The organism is Pedobacter sp. KLB.chiD (assembly GCF_047040275.1).
GTDB lineage: Bacteria > Bacteroidota > Bacteroidia > Sphingobacteriales > Sphingobacteriaceae > Pedobacter.
In genome coordinates, this window is record NZ_CP178207.1 from 56,864 (window position 1) to 75,232 (window position 18,369).

Sequence of the window (18,369 nt, forward strand, 5' to 3'; positions counted from 1 at the left end):
ATGAAAAAGATATCCTTGTTTACGCTATTAATATTCAGTTTTGCCCTACAATCAAAAGCACAATCAATCTATGCCCAAGACAGGGTTTATACAGGCAATCAGATATCTAATACGGTTTCTGTCTTAGATCCCTCAACACAAACGCTATTAGGAAATATTGTTCTTGGTAAACCCCAACCTGATATCTTAAGTCCTCTATATAAGGGACAGGCCCTGGTTCATGGCCTGGGTTATTCCCCTAAAAGGCAATTACTAGCAGCGGTTTCCATTGGATCAAATTCAGTAACCTTTATTTCAACAGCAAAAAATAAAGTTTTAAAAACTGTTTATATCGGACGTTCACCGCATGAGGCAACCTTTAACCCTTCAGGATCACAGGCATGGATATCGGTAAGAGGAGAATCGTATATCAGCGTAATTGATGCAAATAAACTGATTGAAATCAAGCAAATTCCAGTAGCCGACGGCCCGGGAATGGTTGCTTTTACTCCAGATGGAAAATGGGCTTATATTTGTTCCAGCTTTACTGCAGAAGTGGATGTAGTGAATGCAACTTCTTATGCTATTGTAAAGCGTATTCCAGTAGTTAGTCCATTTTCTCCAAATATATTCTGTAGTCCTGATGGGAAATGGATTGCATTGACACATAAGGATGTAGGGAAGATCACTGTCATCAGCACGGAGACAAATACGATACATACAGTACTAAATACAGGTCCAATTACCAACCATGTCACTTTTACTTTAGTTAATGATTCACCTGTGATGCTGGCAACCATTGGCGGAGAAAACAGCTTAAAAGTATTTAGTGTTTCACAAGATTTCAAGCTTACTGATAGCGTTGCGACAGGATCATTGCCACATGGCGTCTGGACTTCGGCAGATGGTAAATTTGCATATGTCGGATTAGAAAATGATGACCAGGTACAAGTGGTTGATCTGGTAAAAATGGCCGTTGTAAAAACCATTGCTATTGGACAATGTCCGCAAGCATTGTTGTACGCCGCTAATGCCAGCCCTGCAAATGCCTCAAAAGAAAATTTAACCCCGCTTAATCTTGCAGACAAAAGTCAGGTGATTAAATTGATGAATAAGGATAATTCAATGTCATCAGGCATGCTAAACGTAAGAAGCGTAGGCTTGACTGATCTTGTCCAACAGGACTTTAAAAAACTCGAGCCAAATACTTCGTATACTTTAGCGTTAACCAACTCCTCAAATGATACGTTTAACGCAGATTATGTCATCAATTCTTTTAAGACCGATGAAAAAGGAGCTTTTAGCGGTCAATCCTCGGGGATAATTAAGAGTGTAGGAACAGGTGGCGCCGATTATAAACATGTGGTTCTTATTGATGATCTTTCAAAAAAGCTGGTGATGATCAGTAACTAATGTATTTTAAACCAAAGATATAACTGCCCATAATGCAGCACTTGAAATTACTATCCATAAAATTACGCCTTGTAACAGTGGCATTATCCCCACTGCTTTCAAGATAGTAAATGAGAGTCCGCTTCCTATCAGGAACAAGGTTAAAGTTAAGCCTGCTTTTGCTAATGCTACAAAGTAGGGCGCAAAAGGCTTAATAAAAGGTAAGTAGGTGTTGGCGATCATTGCCAGGATAAATAGCCCTATAAAATAGGGTATACTAACTTTGCTATTGTTGCTTTTGAACAGGAAAGATGTACCAAACGCTACGGGAACAATCCATAGTGCTCTGGCTAACTTAACAGTTGTGGCTATCTGTAGTGCTTGTTCACCATATTTACTGGCTGCCCCAACAACAGAACTGGTATCGTGAATAGCAATGGCACACCACATACCAAATTGTGACTGTGACAAGTTAAGCGCATGTCCGATAGCGGGGAAAAGAAATAAGGCCACCGAGTTGAGTATAAAAACAGTACCCATTGCAACGGAGATCTGTTTTTCTTCTGCGTTCATTACAGGCGACAATGCAGCAATAGCACTTCCACCACAGATCGCCGTTCCAGCTGATATCAAAAAAGATGTTTTACGTTCTATTTTAAATACTTTTCCCAGGATAAAACCAATGATAAGCACTCCGAAAATAGAAACTACGGTAAACAGTACGCCTTCTTTTCCTGCTTTCATTGCACTGAATACATTCATTCCAAATCCTAGCCCGACAACAGAAATTTTTAGCAGCAGGTTTGTGGCCTTGTGATTTAAATGCAGATAGGGATGTTCCATTAGTTGCGCCAATACTAATCCTAGCAATAAGGCTAAAGGAGGCGACATAAATGGAAAGAGGCACAGCAAAACTGCCAGGATGAAGATAATTTTACGGGTGTTTAAATTTAAGTTTAGCAGGTTACCCGCCTTTATTTTAGAAGAATTTGAATTGTCTTTGATTTGTGTCATAATTTTGATTGTCTTTATTTTCTAATTCAAAGATCCATAACTAATAAACCCCGATCAAATCATTAAAACTTATCTTCCATAACTTCATGTTATAGAAGATAAGTTTTTAGACATTATTTATTCCCAACCCCATTTTTTGAAAATGAGATGTCCTTTATCGGATTGCATAAACTTGATAAAATCCTCAGTTTCCGACTTATGCGTACCAGTGCTACCCCTCACTACAGGTGTACCTCTATAGACTGTTTGTGTAACAGGAATCCTAACCATTGAGGTGAGGTCTGGTAAACGGTTATGCCAGGAGCCAAATGTTATCCAGGCATCATATTGAGGATCATTTTTCCATGCAGCAATACCCAATGCCGAATTTGCAAATGTACCTGCTATACGCTGCTGTATGTTTGCAATCAGATCTTGTCGACCTGCCAAATCTTCCCAAAGCCCCATTTGCCCAGCCCCATTCACATCAAGAATTTTCACACCTGGTTTACAGAGATCGCCCAGATTTTTGATGTTTTTAGGATTGCCGGGCCGTACCAGGATCGCTGCCGCACGTTTATATAACTCTGTCCGAGAGTTCGCCACTATCATGTTTGGGTGGTCAGACATGAATTTTGAAAGCATGTATTCTGCTCCTCCAAAGAACAGATCTGCATGTTTCATTGCATCCGGCATCCATTCATTATCTGGCCCGGCAGTGACTTTAATTACGATATCATGCTGCTTTCCAAAAACCTTCGCACATTCATTGATCGGTCCGAGCGGCCCACCGGGACCATAGACATATAAAGTATCGTTTGGGATTTGTGCATTCCCAATGGTCACTACAGCAACGACTGACAATATGGTTAAAAATATATTTTTCATTGTGTTTATGTTTAAGGTAAATCAAAACCAAACTTTTTGTAGATGGCAGCAGCCTGCGGACTGATCAAAAAATCCATAAAATCTTTTGCAGCGGCCGGATGTGGCGCATCTTTTAACTGTCCCGCTATATATTGCGCATGGATATTCTCTTTTTCAGGAATTTCAATGAGCTCAACAGGATGGCCAATCATTTTCTGATAGTAGGCCTCAGTATACCATACTGGAGCGGCGTCACTTTCGTTGTATAGGATCCTCATTGGTGATTGGCGATGATGGATCATGGTAAGATAAGTAGTCTTATCTTTAACTTTATCTTCCATGATGGTAGATTTTAATGTTTCCCCTCCAGCTTTCACATAGGCTTCTTCAATACGTTTACCGATCCCTTCATTCTCTGGATTGGGCATACTGATCCTCAGCTCTTTATTTGCTAAATCTTTGAGTGACTTCAATGCCTTCGGATTTCCCTTTTGGACCATGATTGCCAACCTGTTTCTAGCATATAAAGTCGTTTTGCTAAACCATTCAGGGGTCATGTCTATCCGGTTCTTACCAGCTGTATAAACATCCGGCTTTAAGGTAATTCTCATGTTGCCCACCACAATGCTACCGGTTTTTATTTGTTGGGCTAAAATGCCTGGGGGAAGCGTTTCGGCAAATACCCGCTGATAATGTGGATATGACTTTTTAAAGGCTGCAATTAATTCGTCAATGCACATAAACTGGTTACCGGCAAAGAAAACCACCAGTTGGGGATCATTAATGTCTCCAAAAAGATCAGGCACATTGTCTACTCCAGGTACTGTGAACTGAACTTTACTTTCAGGTGGAGTATTCCAGGGCGGATCAAAGCGATGATCCTGGGCCTTAACATTTCCACAAAGCAATAAAAATGCAACTGTGGCTAAAAAGGTGTGATTTATATATTTCATGATTTTCTAATTATTTGGTTTAAGGATGTACAACTGCCCATCCCTGATATTGACGGATGATGATTTCACCATTGCCGCTGGGTACATAACTGATAAAATCAAATAAGGTATTTTTTTCGATTTTCCTTTCTCTGACGGTATTTTCACATTGTGCAAGAATTACTCCTCTGGATTGCAGTTCTAACAATGTTTTTTCAAAAGATCCGTTCTTCTGGTAAACAGCTACGCCATCTCCAAAGGCAATAAGTTCTGCATTGATTTTCCCTTTTAACCTGGGATCGTCGAGTGCATTTTTTAGGTTTCGAAGTGTTCCTGCAATCTTTTTCTCATCACCGTTATTGATTACATACAGTGCCTTATAATTTTTCAGGGTGGCTTTTGCCCCTGTAAAATTAGCAGGTGTAGCTTGGGCAAAAGTGGCCGAGGTTGCTGCGATCAGCAAAAATAATGTACAGATTAAGGTTATTTTTTTCATGATTTTAGATTTTGATGATTTATTTAGTTGTTAGTTTTACTTGTTTTTCGGAGGTTACAATTGGTGCAAATGGACCATACTTATGTTGATTTTCAGAAAATTTGTCGGCATATGGTCCGTATGGCGCATCAAAAGGTTTTTTTAACAAATCAGGGTAATCTTTTCCCTGATCTTTATGTGGTCTTGGCTGTGAGTTCACAAAAGCAGCGAGATCCCAGGCCTCCTCATCACTTAACTGCGCATCTCCATATCTGGCACCATATGGCATATTGTTCTTTACGAACCCCGCAAAGTTACTGAGTCTATACATCCCTGCGCCATCATTGTAGCTGTGTTTGCCCCATAATGGCGGATAAACATAAGTTAGTTTGTCTTCATCGAGTATTCCCTCACCATTTGCACCATGACAACTTTGACATTTACTGGTATATAAAATCGCTCCATGTTTGACATTCGCTGCCCTATCCAGGAATTTTAATTTTTCGGTTCCCGTTCCAAACACTTTCTCCCCTTTTTTTACACCTGTTCCAAGCCATTTCATATAAGCCAGCATTGCCTGTATCTCTTTACTAGATTCGTCTGGTACTTTGCCTGCAAGACTTCGATTGAAGCACTCTGCAATACGTGCCGATGCAGGTTCAACCTTTCCTGATCTGCCACTCATTTTAGGAAAACTGGAAATAAAACCAGCATAATTATTTCCGAACAGTTTGGTTCCACCCTCGAGGTGACAATTCTGACAATTCATACCATTTGTAATACGGGCTATGGATCCATTTGGCCCAAAATATTTGCTCGTATGTGCTATTAATTCTTTGCCATACCTGATCATCTGGCCGTACTTGGTGTCCGCCGGAATCGTATTTTCATCAGGCGCTTTCCAGGCATCAGCAGGTACAACCTGGCTTTTGACGTTAACAGCAGCTATACCGGTTTCCACATCCTGTTTGGTTTTTGCTGTCACTACATCTGGCTGCCCATTAAAAAATAAAGTGCAGATGAAAATGGTTCCACAAGCAACAAATAGAAACGCAATGATAGCCGTTGTCCTGGCTGTATATATAAGTGCTTGTCTGATTTCTTTTTCTGTTGATTCCTTATTCATAACCAATATTTTTCTGTTACAAATGTGCATTTATTCTACTCATCAGAAAAAGCATAAAAAGTTATTGATGATAACGTAAGGTTATGATGTCAGTACCCGTTGAAACAAATTGTTTGTATCTTAGGTTATCTACTAAAACCGTGTATGATAGATTTCCGTTTGCAAGTATTTTATGCTGTCGCTAAAAGGCTGAATTTTACAAAGGCCTCGGCAGAGTTATTTATCAGTCAGCCTGCTGTAACCAAACACATTAAAGAATTAGAGCAGGAGTTCAAAATGTCATTATTTGAACGCAGTGGAAACAAAAAAATCAGCCTCACCCCAGCCGGCGAATTATTGTTGCATTACGCAGAACAGATTTTTGGAACTTACCGGGAACTGGAATATGATATGAATCTACTTACTAAACAGCATAAAGGAATATTGAGGATTGGTGCCAGCAGTACTGTGGCACAATATATCATTCCACCTGTATTGGCACAGTTTCACAATAAGTTTAAGGATATACAAATTCAACTGGTTACCGGAAACACAGAAGATGTAGAGCAGCGTTTGATTGCTAAGGAAATAGATTTTGGAATCATTGAAGGCATCTCCCGGAACCCACAGATTAAATACGAACAATATCTAAAAGACGAGCTGGTGCTGGTGTGTTCTGGTCACAATTATGCCATGAAAAAGGAAATGATCAAACCGAATGAGTTGAAGGATTATGATTTATTACTTCGTGAACCTGGTTCTGGTACACTAGATGTTATTGCATATGCTTTAAAAGCACACCAGATAAAGGTGGGGGACTTAAATATAGAAATGCAGTTAGGTAGTACCGAAAGCATTAAATCCTATTTGATTCACAGCAAATGCCTGGCTTTTTTATCTATCCACTCCATATTGAAAGAGCTCAAGAATAATGAATGCCGCATCATAGATATCAAGGATATGGTTATCGAAAGGCCGTTTCATTTCATTCAGCTTCATGGTCAGCAGGACGCTCTGGCGGAACTATTTATGCGCTTCGCTAAAAGCTACAACTATAATGTATAGTGTTACCGAAATTTCGAGGCAATATCAGCCAGCTAAAGTGCTGCTGCTCTTTGTTTCTGAAGCTCCTGGAGGTGACGATAAACATTTTTACCTGGGAAATACTAATCTGTTTCGAACAATTTATCTTGCATTTAGTGAGGTATTTGGCGATTTTAAATCTGTAGAAGATTTTTTGCAGTTCTTTAAAGGCACGGGATGCTTTTTGGAACATCTAACTTGTACACCTATTGATAAATCGTCAGTTAAAATCAGAAAAAACCAGAGGCAGGGGGGAATAGAGCAATTAGCTCATAAAATCAGAACATATCAACCCCGATTAATCATGATCCTAATGAAAAGCATTGAACAAGAGGTTAAAGAATCTATTGACCTATCAGGCTTATCGTTTATCGAAGAAATTGCAGTTACCTGCTATCCTGCCGGCACTGAATCAAACAGGCTTACTTGCATCCGGGATACCAGGGTTATCATCTCCAAACTGGCATCGATATTGACATAACATGCAAATATATTGCTGTAATATACCGATACAGAACAAGATGAAAATTCAAGATCAGGAAAACACCAAACAGCATGCAGGAGACCATTTGGCTAATGAAAGAACATTTTTGGCCTGGATCAGAACCAGTATTGGTATCATGGGATTTGGCTTCGTGGTGATGAAATTCTCGCTATTTATCAAGCAGATCAGTGCCGCACTGGGGAGTAAAGTGCCCCTGCACCAAACCGGAGATTCCCGCATTATCGGGATTTTTCTAGTTGCCCTGGGAGCAATTACTATCATTTGTTCTTACTTAAGATATAATTCAACGAAAGAACAACTGAATCAGGGGGTGTATTACCATTCAACACTTTTTGTTAAAGTTTTAACCGCTTTAGTTTTCATAGCCAGTATACTTTTACTGCTCTACCTTATTAAAACAACATAGGCAGTTAAATCATCTGTACTTGATGCTTTAGAAAAGAGAGGAAGGAAAGCGGTCGATATAGCGTTGTTTTTTGATATAAATTGCTGATTGCATTGGTCAAGGATCTTATAAAAATTTCACCTCTTTATGATAATCCACAGGAACAGGATAAGTCAATATTTTATGTTCCCGTAAATATTTTGGGTACCGCAATACGCTGTGAAGAATATATACCTGAATGGCCACTGAAAAAATAGGCTGTAAAACAGGCTACCGCAAAAAACATGGTGTATTCACTACCAAAAAGTTCTATACCCATAATCGTACAGGCAAGGGGTGTATTCGTTGCACCAGCAAAAACAGCAATAAATCCAAGGGCAGCAAACAAACTAACTGGAGCATTTAATAAGGTCGAAAGTGCATTGCCTAATGTTGCGCCAATATAAAACAAAGGCGTTACCTCACCACCTTTAAATCCAGTTCCTAATGTTAAAGTTGTGTAAATGGTCTTCCATAACCAGCTCCAAGTATCTGCTCCACCAGGCTGAAAAGCAGAGGGAATTGTAACGGCTCCTTGGTATTCGCTATCCACGCCCAAACTTAAGTAATCCGGTTTCCCGATGGCGTAAGTCAAGCCTATAATAATCAGACCACCGATAACAGGAATAAGCCACTGGATCTTACATACTTTAGAAAAAAAGGCCTTGATCTCATGCACCATTACAGCAAACAGGTAGCTGGCCAGACCAAACAATGTGGATGCTAGAATAACCTTACTAAGCAGGAGTAGGTTTACCGGCAGGTATTCAGATAGAAAGTAGGCACTTTTCTCTATGAGATCGATGTGATAAGCGGTATGATGGATGCCCCAGGCAGAGACAGTAAGATCACCAAGCACGCTGGCAATTAATGCGGGAAGTAAAGCCTTGTACTCTATTCTTCCAATGGCCAGAACTTCCATTGCAAATATGGCACCGGTGAGCGGTGTTCCGAACACCGCCCCAAACCCGGCTGCAATTCCCGCGGTAAGGAGCATCTTGGTGTCTACCTCATTTAGCTTAAACCAGCGGCTAAACATTCCTGCGATGCTTCCTCCGATTTGTACCGCGGTTCCCTCTCTTCCAGCCGATCCGCCAAACAAATGGGTAATCACTGTAGTTATTAAGATTACTGGCGCCATCTGCCTGGGCACTCCACCACCCGGCCTATGGATTTCATCCATGATCAGGTTATTTCCTTTTTCTGAGGACCTACCAACCGACTGATAAATCAGGTGGATCACAATACCTGCTAAAGGTAGCAGAAAAATGAGACAGGTATGCTGAAAGCGAAAGTGAATGGCCCAGCCTAGCAGCCAAAGGAACAAGGCAACCATACTTCCTATTGCAATGGCAACAGGAAGTATAAGCAGCGTCCATCGAACCGCATATTTAAAAACCGAAAGGTGTTCAAATAAAAATTTATTATGTTTCATTGTAGGTTAGCGGCTGATTTATAATTTTTTATAAAAAGTATTGATTCCTGCAAATGATGCCCTATCACCAAGTTCTTCTTCTATCCGAAGCAACTGGTTAAATTTAGATACCCTTTCAGAGCGGCAGCCACTTCCTGTTTTGATGTGCCCCGCACCGGTAGCGACAACCAGATCCGCAATTGTCGTGTCTTCAGTTTCACCACTGCGGTGAGAAATAAAGCAATTGTAACCGTTTTTTTGGGCTAGTTCTACGGCCTTTAGCGTTTCGGAAACTGTACCGATCTGGTTCAATTTAATCAGTACGCTGTTTGCAATGCCCTGGTCGATTCCCTGCTGGATAATACTCGGGTTGGTGCAGAATATATCATCTCCAACCAATTCCACTTTGTCTCCCAAAAGGCTGGTCAGCTTTTTCCATCCCTCCCAATCGTTTTCGCCCAACCCGTCTTCCAACAGGATAATTGGGTACTCTTTTAACCATCCTTCCCAAAAGCCAATCATTTCATCTGTTGTGATCCGTTCTTTAGAACTTTTATAAAATTCATATTTTCCATTATTCCACATTTCGCTGGTCGCTGGGTCAAGACAAAGGGAAATATCCTTGCCTGGAGCAAAACCGGCAATATGTATCGCTTCCATGATGATTTGGACGGCTTCCTCATTAGAACTCAGATTTGGCGCAAACCCACCTTCGTCACCAACTCCGGTATAATAGCCTTTCGCTTTTAGCAGACTTCTCAGGGAATGAAAAACAGCTTCGCCCATACGGATACTTTCCTTAAACGAGGGGGCGTTATGAGGGGCAATCATAAATTCCTGAAAATCGATGTTGTTATCAGAATGCCTTCCCCCATTAATGACATTCATGCACGGTACGGGCATTACGTAACCTTCCCTTTCCACTAGCTGCCTATACAAGGGAATCCCTTTTGCAACGGCCGAAGCCCGGGCGAAGGCGATTGAGGCCGCAAGCATCGCATTTGCGCCGAGCCTTGATTTATTCTCGGTTCCATCCAGACCAATTATATGATCATCGAAGGCCTGCTGACCCTCAAAGGATAAGCCGGTGACTGATTTGCCGACTTCGACGTTAATCCCTTTTACTGCTTTTTCCACGCCTTTACCATTATAGCGCTCTGGATCACCATCTCTAAGCTCTACGGCTTCTTTTTCACCCGTACTTGCCCCGGATGGAGAAATACCCCTTGCTGTTGTTCCGTTAAGAGTGACTTCTACTTCTACTGTCGGATTGCCCCTGGAATCCAAAATTTCACGGGCATGAATTTTAGTTAATTTCATAGTTTTTTGTTTTATATTGATTTTTAGTATTTCGGTTGCTTACAAATAATTGAGTTTCTCAAAAGATCAAAACCAGTGTTCCCCCAATGATCAGCAGGGCACCAAAGAATACTTTCAGGGTAAGAGCTTCTTTCAGGAACACCATTGCAAGTATAATAGTTAGGGCAACACTCAACTTATCAACAGGGGCGACCTGGGACACTTTCCCGATCTGCAAAGCCTTGTAGTAGAATATCCAGGACAAGCCGGTGGCAAGGCCAGATAAAAAAAGAAATAGCAGGTTATGCTTTGACAGTTCCGTAATTCCTTTAAGTTCGCCTCTGGCCATTACGATCCCCCAGGCTACAATCAGTATTACCACCGTTCGTATGGCAGTAGCCAAATCAGAATTGACATTGGTTACGCCGACTTTTGCAAAGATGGCCGTAAGGGAAGCAAAGAAAGCTGATAATAGCGCGTAGATCCACCACATAGTTTTATGTTAATTTTCCGTTATTGAATAATTCCAAAGTAAATGAGTACAAGAACCGTTGCTCCGGCAATGATCCGGTAAATGCCGAACCAGCGGAAAGAATGCTTTTGAAGATAGGTGATGAAAGAGCGGATGGCCATCCATACATCCCACCCGCACCTGCTTTACTTAAATGAATGATCGTAGTTAGATTCGGTTCATGGGAAGGGCGTAGACGCTTAACGGTGTTTTTAATCAGTCCTGAAGCAATCTGATCTGCACTAGCAACTAGTAGCGCAATGGTAATAAGAACCTGCCAAATTTTTTTGCAGAAATTCTGGAAGAGGCAATAAATAATGAAGGCATAAAAAGGAAGCCAAAAACGCTTATCACTGGCCCAGTACATGATCGTATCCCAGAATGCATTATGGTGCTGATTTATCCACAAGAACCATTCAGTTTCAACCGGCAGGACCATTGCTAACACTGATCTCACTTTGGCAGACAGACAAAGTAAGACAAGCGCAATTAAGATAGCTGCCAGCAATAAGAGTTGAGAATTTATTTTTAATTTTTTCACCTACAATACTTTGACCGGCAGATTTTATTACCTGCTGGAATTTCTATTGTAGGCGCCATCAGCTTTTGAAAAAAGCGGTTGAATCGGAAGGACACCATTTCCGTATTGCAAATATAATACTAATAAAATGATGTGCAAAATCTTAAAGTAGGTGTTGAGAATTTAATTTATCACTATTCCTCCTTATTTGAATACGAGAACCAGTTTCTTATTCTTCTACCGTTTAAACAAGCATCATATCACGGGATTAAAGCTTTTCTTAAACAAAATGAAACCGCCTGGAAATAACCATGTTATCTATATAGGAATTTTTTTTATAACCCTAAAAAATTAAAGTTATGGGATACCATGAATGGAAAAACTGTATTGATGCATGCTTAAAGTGTGCTTCAATTTGCAATCATTGTGCAAGTTCATGCACTCAGGAAGAAGACGTGAAAATGATGGCGCGGTGTATTGAGCTTGATATGCAATGTGCAGCCATCTGCTACTCTGCCGCTCAATTGATGAGTATGGGTAGCTCTTTTGCTCAAGACATTTGCCGTATTTGCGCAGATATTTGCCAGCAATGCGGAGATGAGTGTAGTAATCATCATACCCAGCATTGTCAGGAATGTGCAGATGCTTGTAAGGCTTGTGCGGAAGAATGCAGAAGAATGACAGGAGTAGCTGCTTAAGATGCCAATCACCGTGAGCATTAATTGATTAAGGGCAGCATTCTAGTTGCCCTTTCATTTTTATAAATAGGCAAATTTATTCCATTCATTTTATTTTCATTATTCCCTCATTATTTGATATTTACCAAGGTTTGAGGTTGTTCTTGGTATGTCCTTTCTCTAGCCTTAAAAAAATGGGTTTTTTAGGATATGATTCTCATAAACTCATTCCATTATTCAAATAAGAATTTCAGTTTTTGATGATGAGTACTTGATAATTCGAATTCTATGAAAATGAAGGCTAGATGCGAGTTGAGGAATGCATTAAATAATGCATGAACTTTCAATTCCCGCTTCATCAAATTATTTCAAAAAACAAAAAATACAAATTTCATTTCAATGGCGGTGTTAAATCAATCACGTTGTTAAACCGAGGGTATGTACCTTCTAAATTAAATGCAAGCTACATGGCATTTGCGCATAATTGTAAAAAAATTTAGACCAAACGGATTTCCCCCCGTTTATCCTATAATTGAATAATATTCAAGCTGATCGATGTTCGCAATTGAAACTAATCCACATGCTTATTTGGCTAATTAGATAGCAGTTTATGGAGTTCAACACTGATGTCTAGACAATTGGTGTTTTATAAATAGTTGCGGTATATCTTAATTTTAGGGAAAATTCTAAAAAGTTCGAACCGAAAAATTCAATTTAATCTATTGTAAGTGACTTATTTTCAAGTTCTTAATGTTTAAAAAATAAGAGGCATACTTTTTAGATGCCTCATATTGCCACTTAGTAGGGTCAACCCGCGGAAGTTCGACCCTTTTTGAGCATTGTGAAGCTGTGGTTAATTTTGATAAAGTTTTGAACAACAAGATGGAGGGACAGTATAGGAAAAAGAAATTATTCGATGACAATCGAAAGTAGGGTGAGAAATATCGTAACCTAATATTTGTTGATATTTTGTAACGGTTTTGTTGCGGTTTATCCTCTCATCTTTTTAGATTAATGCAGATTTTAGCGCCTATATATTTAGGTTGTTAAATTTGAAGGGTTTGAAAGTTAAGCAGGTACCAAATTGCTCTATAATTGGAGTCGTCTTGCTGTACCTGATTATCTCTTTGGGCAATATCTTTTTTTTATCCAACCTCTCCCTTTTAGAGTCCGCCCGGGGAATAAAATCAGCTGCGCAGTACAAAGGTAGCTTTTCTCCGCTTGGAAAGGATTCAAAAATTACCAGACAATTTAAGTGTATCCTTGATGAACGCAAGAAAACCGTGCTTCCTGTTTTGGAAGCTTTTCTTATCGGCGTCATCTTATTTTTGGGGCTTTCGCTTTTAGCCTCTAACCTAAACAGGTATTTTCTTGAGATCAGATACAGGATTGCCGGATCAGTCCCAATTTATATTTCCAACCAGGTCTTTCGGATCTGAGATTTATCTCAATTTTCTTTTATTGACAGGTCCTTCAAATGATGAAGTGACGACGGCCGGTTAATCACCGTGTTTCCTGTCCAAGACGTCCGTCAAATCTTTTTCCTTAAATTTTAATTTAAAGACATGATCCGTATTAAACAGATTTTCTGTTTGTTCCCACTTTTATATATGGGGCTGGAAAGCCATGCCCAAACCTCCCCAAAGCCCATCGGGATCGTTGATCTGATCGATCACGTGACCGCTTTTTCACCTTCACTGGCCGCTGATTCAGCAACAGTTGATATACGTGCCGCCCAGTTAAGAGAGACCGCGGCGAATGCCCTTCCAAATCTGAAGCTTAATTATCAGGCAGATCTGGGCTCAAACAATAACGTGGCAGGACCTTATATGGCCTTTGGTATAGTTCCCTCCAATTCCAGAGGTGTTAGGACTGAAAGCACTACCAAGGCTACACTTACTAATCTTGGTATTGTCTCCCTTGATTGGGAGGTCTATAATTTTGGTGCCTATAAAGCTCAGAATGCAGTCGCCAAATCAGAACTTGTCGTTGAACGATCCAAGTTTGCCCAGCGCCGATACCAGACAAGGGCCATCGCTATTGATGATTACCTGAGTCTACTAAAGCTTCAGGACATGCTATCCATTCAAGCAAGCAATATCAGTCGCAATGAGCAGATCAACCGTTCGATTTTATCCCTTGCCAGAAGCGGTGTGCGTCCGGGTGTGGATACCAGTATCGCAGGGGCCGAACTCTCCAAATCAAGATTGAACTATATTGAAATGGACAATACCTACAGACAGGTTCAGCTCGACATTGCAGCAATCAGCGGGCTAAATCCGGAAAGTATTGTCGCTGACAGTACGATCCTGGATCGGCTAAAATCGCTTGAGGTAAACCTATCGGTAAAGTTGACCGACAGTTCAAGCCATCCGCTGCTTGATTTCTACAAAAGCAATTATCTAAGCAGCGTTGAGAAGGAAAACCTGGTCAAAAAAGCCTATAATCCAAAGGTAAGCCTGCAAGCTGCTGCCTGGTCAAGGGGATCAAGCATTGATGCCAATGATAATTTCAACAGTCTCTCGAATGGCTTGGAATGGCAACGGGAAAATTACCTCGTGGGCGTAGGGATCAGTTATAACTTATTTGATCTGCGCAGGCGTCAGTTGAAGCTTAGGACCCAAAAGGCCAGTAGCAATTTTTACTTAAAGGAACTACAGCAGGAAAGGTTAATGTTATCAAATGCCGCCCTTCAAGCAGGACTTGAGATCAGTACCGCGCATAAAAGACTCGATGAAATACCAAACCAGCTAAAGGCAGCGGCCGCAGGGTATCGCCAGAAGCTCTCGCTTTATAAGAACGGGCTGACCGACATCATTGAGCTCAATGCAGCCCTGACCATCCTTTACCGTGCAGAAACCGATTTTGTCAACGCAAAATATCTGTACATCCGGGCGCTTTTTCAAAAGGCTATCGCCACCAACCAAGTAGATTCACTGTTAAACACATTAAAATAATAAAGATATGTCAATGGTTACCTCGGCCCTGAAAAAGCCGATTACAACAGTGGTGATCACCGCGAGTTTACTGCTCTTTGCAGTTCTCAGTGCGCTGAAGATCCCAATAGATATTTTCCCCCAGCTTAATTCGCCGACAATATATGTTATTGAATCCTACGGAGGTATGTCTCCACAACAGATGGAGGGCTTCTTCTCCACTCGTCTACAGGATCAGTTTCTTTATGTTAATGGCGTTAAGAATATTACCGCCAAAAACATTCAGGGTTTGACGATGCTAAAGCTGAGTTTTTATGAAAGCACCAATATGGCAGAGGCTTCTGCCCAAGTTGCCTTGCAGGTTAACCGGGCCATGAAGTTCTTCCCTCCAGGCGCTTTGCCTCCGCAGGTGGTCCGCTTTGATGCCTCTTCACTGCCAGTAGGCCAGCTTGTACTCTCGGCCAAATCCCGCAGTCTGAAAGAAATCTATGATATGGCGGCAACGCGTATCAGGCCCATGTTTTCCTCTGTCGCAGGGCTTTCAGCGCCACCGCCATTCGGTGCCAATTCCCGCTCGATTACCATTAGTGTAGATCCGAGCAAATTAAGGAGTTATAATCTGACTCCGGACGAGGTGGTAGGGGCTTTATCCAAGTTCAATGTCATGTCTCCTTCGGGAAATCTAAGGTTGGACAATACCATGATGGTGACCTCTATGAACTCCCTGGTTAAAACGGTCGATGAATTCAACAACATTCCAATAGCTACAAAAAACGGCGTTTCAATATTGGTAAGGGATGTGGCAAGGGTTGCCGATGCAGCGGATGTTACCGTGGATTATGCATTGATCAACGGGAAACGGTCTGTGTATATTCCTGTGGTCAAAACAGCAGACGCCTCGACTTGGTCAGTGGTAAAGTCCTTAAAGGCCAAAATCCCCGAAATGCAGAGCCTCTTGCCGGACGATGTCCACATCTCTTATGAATTTGACCAGTCTGTTGCCGTTATCAACTCGGTAAAAAGCCTGATCACTGAAGGTGGTCTTGGTGCACTATTAACGGGCCTAATGGTGTTGCTATTCCTGCGTGATCTGCGAAGCAGTCTTATCGTGGTGATCACCATTCCGGTATCGATTTTAATTGGGGTGCTTTTACTAGGCATGTTCGGTCAGACCATAAATATCATGACCTTGAGCGGTCTGGCACTTGCAATAGGGATCCTGGTCGATCAGGCAACGGTGACGATCGAAAATATCCATCAGCACCTGGAAATGGGCAAGCCCAAACGCGAAGCCATTTACGATGCCTGTGAAGAAATCGCATTCCCGCTGCTGCTCATCCTGCTGTGTATTCTGGCCGTATTTGCACCATCTTTTATGATGAACGGTATACCAAAGGCGATGTTTTTGCCACTATCCCTTTCGATTGGCTTCACCATGGTTGTCTCTTTCATCGTGGCCCAGACCTTAGTTCCCATTCTATCCAACTGGATGATAAACGAAGAACGTTACCAGCACTATGACCATGGTAAGATCCATGCTCATGCAGGAGAGGCCCTGGACGAGAGGCAAGGAGAGCAGGTAGAAAAGCATCTGCAAAATGAAAAGGATGAACCGGAAAAAAATGATTTCTTTGAAAGGGTGAAGGTGCGGTTTATGGCAATCATCCAGCGGTGGATGCCGATGAAAAAAGGTATTGTCGGGATTTATTTAGTTCTGGTCATTTCTCTTGCAGGACTGGGATTTGTTTTTATTGGAAAGGATATGATGCCAAAGCTCAACAACGGACAGTTCCAGATACGCATCAAAGCGCCGGACGGTACCAGATTAGAGCGCACCGAGGAGAAATTTAAGCAGGTACTTTCCATTATCAATCAGACAGTAGATAACCATATCGCAGTTAGTTCGGGATACGTTGGGCTTATTCCGAGTAGTTACGGAACAAGTAACTTATATATCTTCAATACCGGTACCCATGAGGCTGTGCTTCAGGTGAACCTTGATGAAGATTATAAGGTAAATATGGATGAGCTGAAAGATGCGCTGAGAAAGAACATCGCTTATAAACTTCCTGACCTACGTATCACCTTTGAGCCGATTGACATGACCGAAAAGATTATGAGCCAAGGCGCTGCAACTCCTATTGAGATCAGAGTAGCAGGAAAAGATATGGACCAGATCGAGTCTTACGCTAATAAGGTGCTCTCTAAACTTAAAAAAATAGATTACCTCCGTGATATCCAGATTGCTCAACCCCTGCACATTCCCGTGGTTTCTATTACCCTTGATAGATTAAAGGCGGCGCAGTTTGGGCTGAACGTGGTTGATATCGCAAGGTCAGTTACTGCAAGTACCTCATCCAGCCGATTTACTGAGAAGAACCAATGGCTCGATGAAAAAACCGCCTATACCTACCAGGTACAGGTACAGGTTCCAGAGTATGTCATGAATACAATGGATGAGCTCAAAGAAATTCCTTTGGTTAAAGGGCAGAGCAGTCCGGTACTGGGCGACATCGCTACTTTCAATACCAGTTACCTTCCAGGAGAATATGACCGCTCCGGGCCAAGACGCTTTCTGACCGTGAGCGCAAACATTTATAAAAAGGATCTTGGAACGGCAACTGCTGATGTAGAAAAGGCACTAAAGTCCGTAGGCACGCCTCCTAAGGGACTAACTGCTGAAGTGAAAGGTATGTCGAGCCTGTTGACTGAAACACTATCTTCTCTTCAGGGCGGACTTGCTTTTGCGATATTGGTGATCTTCCTGCTGCTTGCGGCCAATTACCAGTCTTTCAAGCTTTCGCTGACGGTTCTTTCGACCGTTCCTGCTGTAATCCTTGGGTCGCTTACCGCATTATTGCTTACAGGTTCTACGCTTAACCTGCAGAGCTACATGGGGATGATCATGTCCACCGGGGTGTCAGTGGCCAATGCGATACTTATCGTGACCAACGCCGAAAAACTCAGGCTGGATTACAAGGATTCTACCCGGGCGGCAGTGGTGAGTGCCGGGATTCGTTTAAGGCCGATCCTGATGACCAGTTTTGCGATGATAGCCGGGATGATCCCGATGGCCTCTGGGTTGGGCGAATCCGGTGAACAGACCGCGCCGCTCGGCAGGGCTGTTATTGGTGGGCTATTCTTTTCAACCCTTGCCGCGCTCTTCATCCTTCCGCAGGTTTTCGCTTGGGTACAGAAAAAAAGCAGCTTAAAAGAACCAAACCTAATGCCTAGAAAAACAAGAATTTAAAAGATAA

Annotated in this window: 16 protein-coding genes and 1 riboswitch; of the genes, 7 read left to right on the forward strand and 9 right to left on the reverse strand. The window is 41.7% G+C overall.

Annotated elements, in window-relative coordinates; translation table 11 throughout:
- The gene (locus tag ACK1I8_RS00270) at window positions 1-1,392 is read left to right on the forward strand and encodes a beta-propeller fold lactonase family protein (protein WP_056095402.1); all 1,392 of its coding nucleotides are present in this window, start codon (window positions 1-3) and stop codon (window positions 1,390-1,392) included.
- Between the two features lie 6 nt (window positions 1,393-1,398).
- Here the strand turns inward: ACK1I8_RS00270 and ACK1I8_RS00275 are convergent, their stop codons facing one another.
- The 5 genes from ACK1I8_RS00275 to ACK1I8_RS00295 form a co-directional block, all read right to left on the reverse strand.
- Window positions 1,399-2,385, reverse strand: a complete 987-nt coding sequence (locus tag ACK1I8_RS00275; RefSeq protein WP_008245480.1) for a YeiH family protein — start codon at window positions 2,383-2,385, stop codon at window positions 1,399-1,401.
- Window positions 2,386-2,502: 117 nt separating this feature from the next.
- Window positions 2,503-3,252 carry a substrate-binding domain-containing protein gene (locus ACK1I8_RS00280; protein ID WP_008245473.1) on the reverse strand — a complete coding sequence of 250 codons (750 nt, stop codon included), beginning with the start codon at window positions 3,250-3,252 and terminating at the stop codon, window positions 2,503-2,505.
- 11 nt (window positions 3,253-3,263) lie between these two features.
- Window positions 3,264-4,184 (reverse strand): molybdate ABC transporter substrate-binding protein, encoded by a 921-nt coding sequence (locus ACK1I8_RS00285; protein WP_056870676.1) that lies wholly within the window; start codon window positions 4,182-4,184, stop codon window positions 3,264-3,266.
- 19 nt (window positions 4,185-4,203) lie between these two features.
- Window positions 4,204-4,659, reverse strand: a complete 456-nt coding sequence (locus ACK1I8_RS00290) for a DsrE family protein (protein WP_008245470.1) — start codon at window positions 4,657-4,659, stop codon at window positions 4,204-4,206.
- A 19-nt stretch (window positions 4,660-4,678) separates the two neighbouring features.
- Complete coding sequence (locus tag ACK1I8_RS00295; protein ID WP_082491480.1) at window positions 4,679-5,764, reverse strand: c-type cytochrome; 1,086 nt, start codon at window positions 5,762-5,764, stop codon at window positions 4,679-4,681.
- A gap of 144 nt (window positions 5,765-5,908) precedes the next feature.
- Here ACK1I8_RS00295 and ACK1I8_RS00300 point away from each other — a divergent pair, with 144 nt between their 5' ends.
- The 3 genes from ACK1I8_RS00300 to ACK1I8_RS00310 are packed head-to-tail and all read left to right on the forward strand — an operon-like array spanning window position 5,909 to window position 7,737.
- A complete protein-coding gene (locus ACK1I8_RS00300) occupies window positions 5,909-6,808 on the forward strand; it encodes a LysR family transcriptional regulator (protein WP_056095397.1) in 900 nt (299 codons plus the stop codon).
- A complete protein-coding gene (locus tag ACK1I8_RS00305) occupies window positions 6,801-7,307 on the forward strand; it encodes a hypothetical protein (RefSeq protein ID WP_056095394.1) in 507 nt (168 codons plus the stop codon). Before ACK1I8_RS00300 ends, ACK1I8_RS00305 begins: the two co-directional genes overlap by 8 nt.
- Before the next feature lie 40 nt (window positions 7,308-7,347).
- The gene (locus tag ACK1I8_RS00310) at window positions 7,348-7,737 is read left to right on the forward strand and encodes a YidH family protein (RefSeq protein ID WP_008245456.1); all 390 of its coding nucleotides are present in this window, start codon (window positions 7,348-7,350) and stop codon (window positions 7,735-7,737) included.
- A 160-nt stretch (window positions 7,738-7,897) separates the two neighbouring features.
- Here the strand turns inward: ACK1I8_RS00310 and ACK1I8_RS00315 are convergent, their stop codons facing one another.
- Genes ACK1I8_RS00315 through ACK1I8_RS00330 form a run of 4 tightly spaced genes read right to left on the reverse strand, consistent with a single transcriptional unit; the run spans window position 7,898 to window position 11,520 of the window.
- Window positions 7,898-9,190: a voltage-gated chloride channel family protein gene (locus tag ACK1I8_RS00315; protein ID WP_008245455.1), complete on the reverse strand. Its 1,293-nt coding sequence runs from the start codon at window positions 9,188-9,190 to the stop codon at window positions 7,898-7,900.
- Between the two features lie 18 nt (window positions 9,191-9,208).
- Window positions 9,209-10,489, reverse strand: a complete 1,281-nt coding sequence (gene eno / locus ACK1I8_RS00320; protein ID WP_008245454.1) for a phosphopyruvate hydratase — start codon at window positions 10,487-10,489, stop codon at window positions 9,209-9,211.
- Between the two features lie 58 nt (window positions 10,490-10,547).
- Complete coding sequence (locus ACK1I8_RS00325; protein ID WP_008245453.1) at window positions 10,548-10,961, reverse strand: EamA family transporter; 414 nt, start codon at window positions 10,959-10,961, stop codon at window positions 10,548-10,550.
- A 4-nt stretch (window positions 10,962-10,965) separates the two neighbouring features.
- Window positions 10,966-11,520 (reverse strand): hypothetical protein, encoded by a 555-nt coding sequence (locus ACK1I8_RS00330; RefSeq protein ID WP_124910972.1) that lies wholly within the window; start codon window positions 11,518-11,520, stop codon window positions 10,966-10,968.
- Window positions 11,521-11,562: 42 nt separating this feature from the next.
- Window positions 11,563-11,631: riboswitch (Fluoride riboswitch) on the reverse strand.
- A 401-nt stretch (window positions 11,632-12,032) separates the two neighbouring features.
- On the opposite strand from ACK1I8_RS00330, the gene ACK1I8_RS00335 reads away from it, so the two are divergent.
- The 3 genes from ACK1I8_RS00335 (at window position 12,033) to ACK1I8_RS00345 (ending at window position 18,362) form a co-directional block, all read left to right on the forward strand.
- A complete protein-coding gene (locus ACK1I8_RS00335) occupies window positions 12,033-12,197 on the forward strand; it encodes a four-helix bundle copper-binding protein (RefSeq protein WP_235526111.1) in 165 nt (54 codons plus the stop codon).
- Window positions 12,198-13,741: 1,544 nt separating this feature from the next.
- Window positions 13,742-15,133, forward strand: a complete 1,392-nt coding sequence (locus tag ACK1I8_RS00340; protein ID WP_056095310.1) for a TolC family protein — start codon at window positions 13,742-13,744, stop codon at window positions 15,131-15,133.
- A 7-nt stretch (window positions 15,134-15,140) separates the two neighbouring features.
- Window positions 15,141-18,362 carry an efflux RND transporter permease subunit gene (locus tag ACK1I8_RS00345; protein ID WP_056095306.1) on the forward strand — a complete coding sequence of 1,074 codons (3,222 nt, stop codon included), beginning with the start codon at window positions 15,141-15,143 and terminating at the stop codon, window positions 18,360-18,362.
- Window positions 18,363-18,369: the final 7 nt, after the last annotated feature.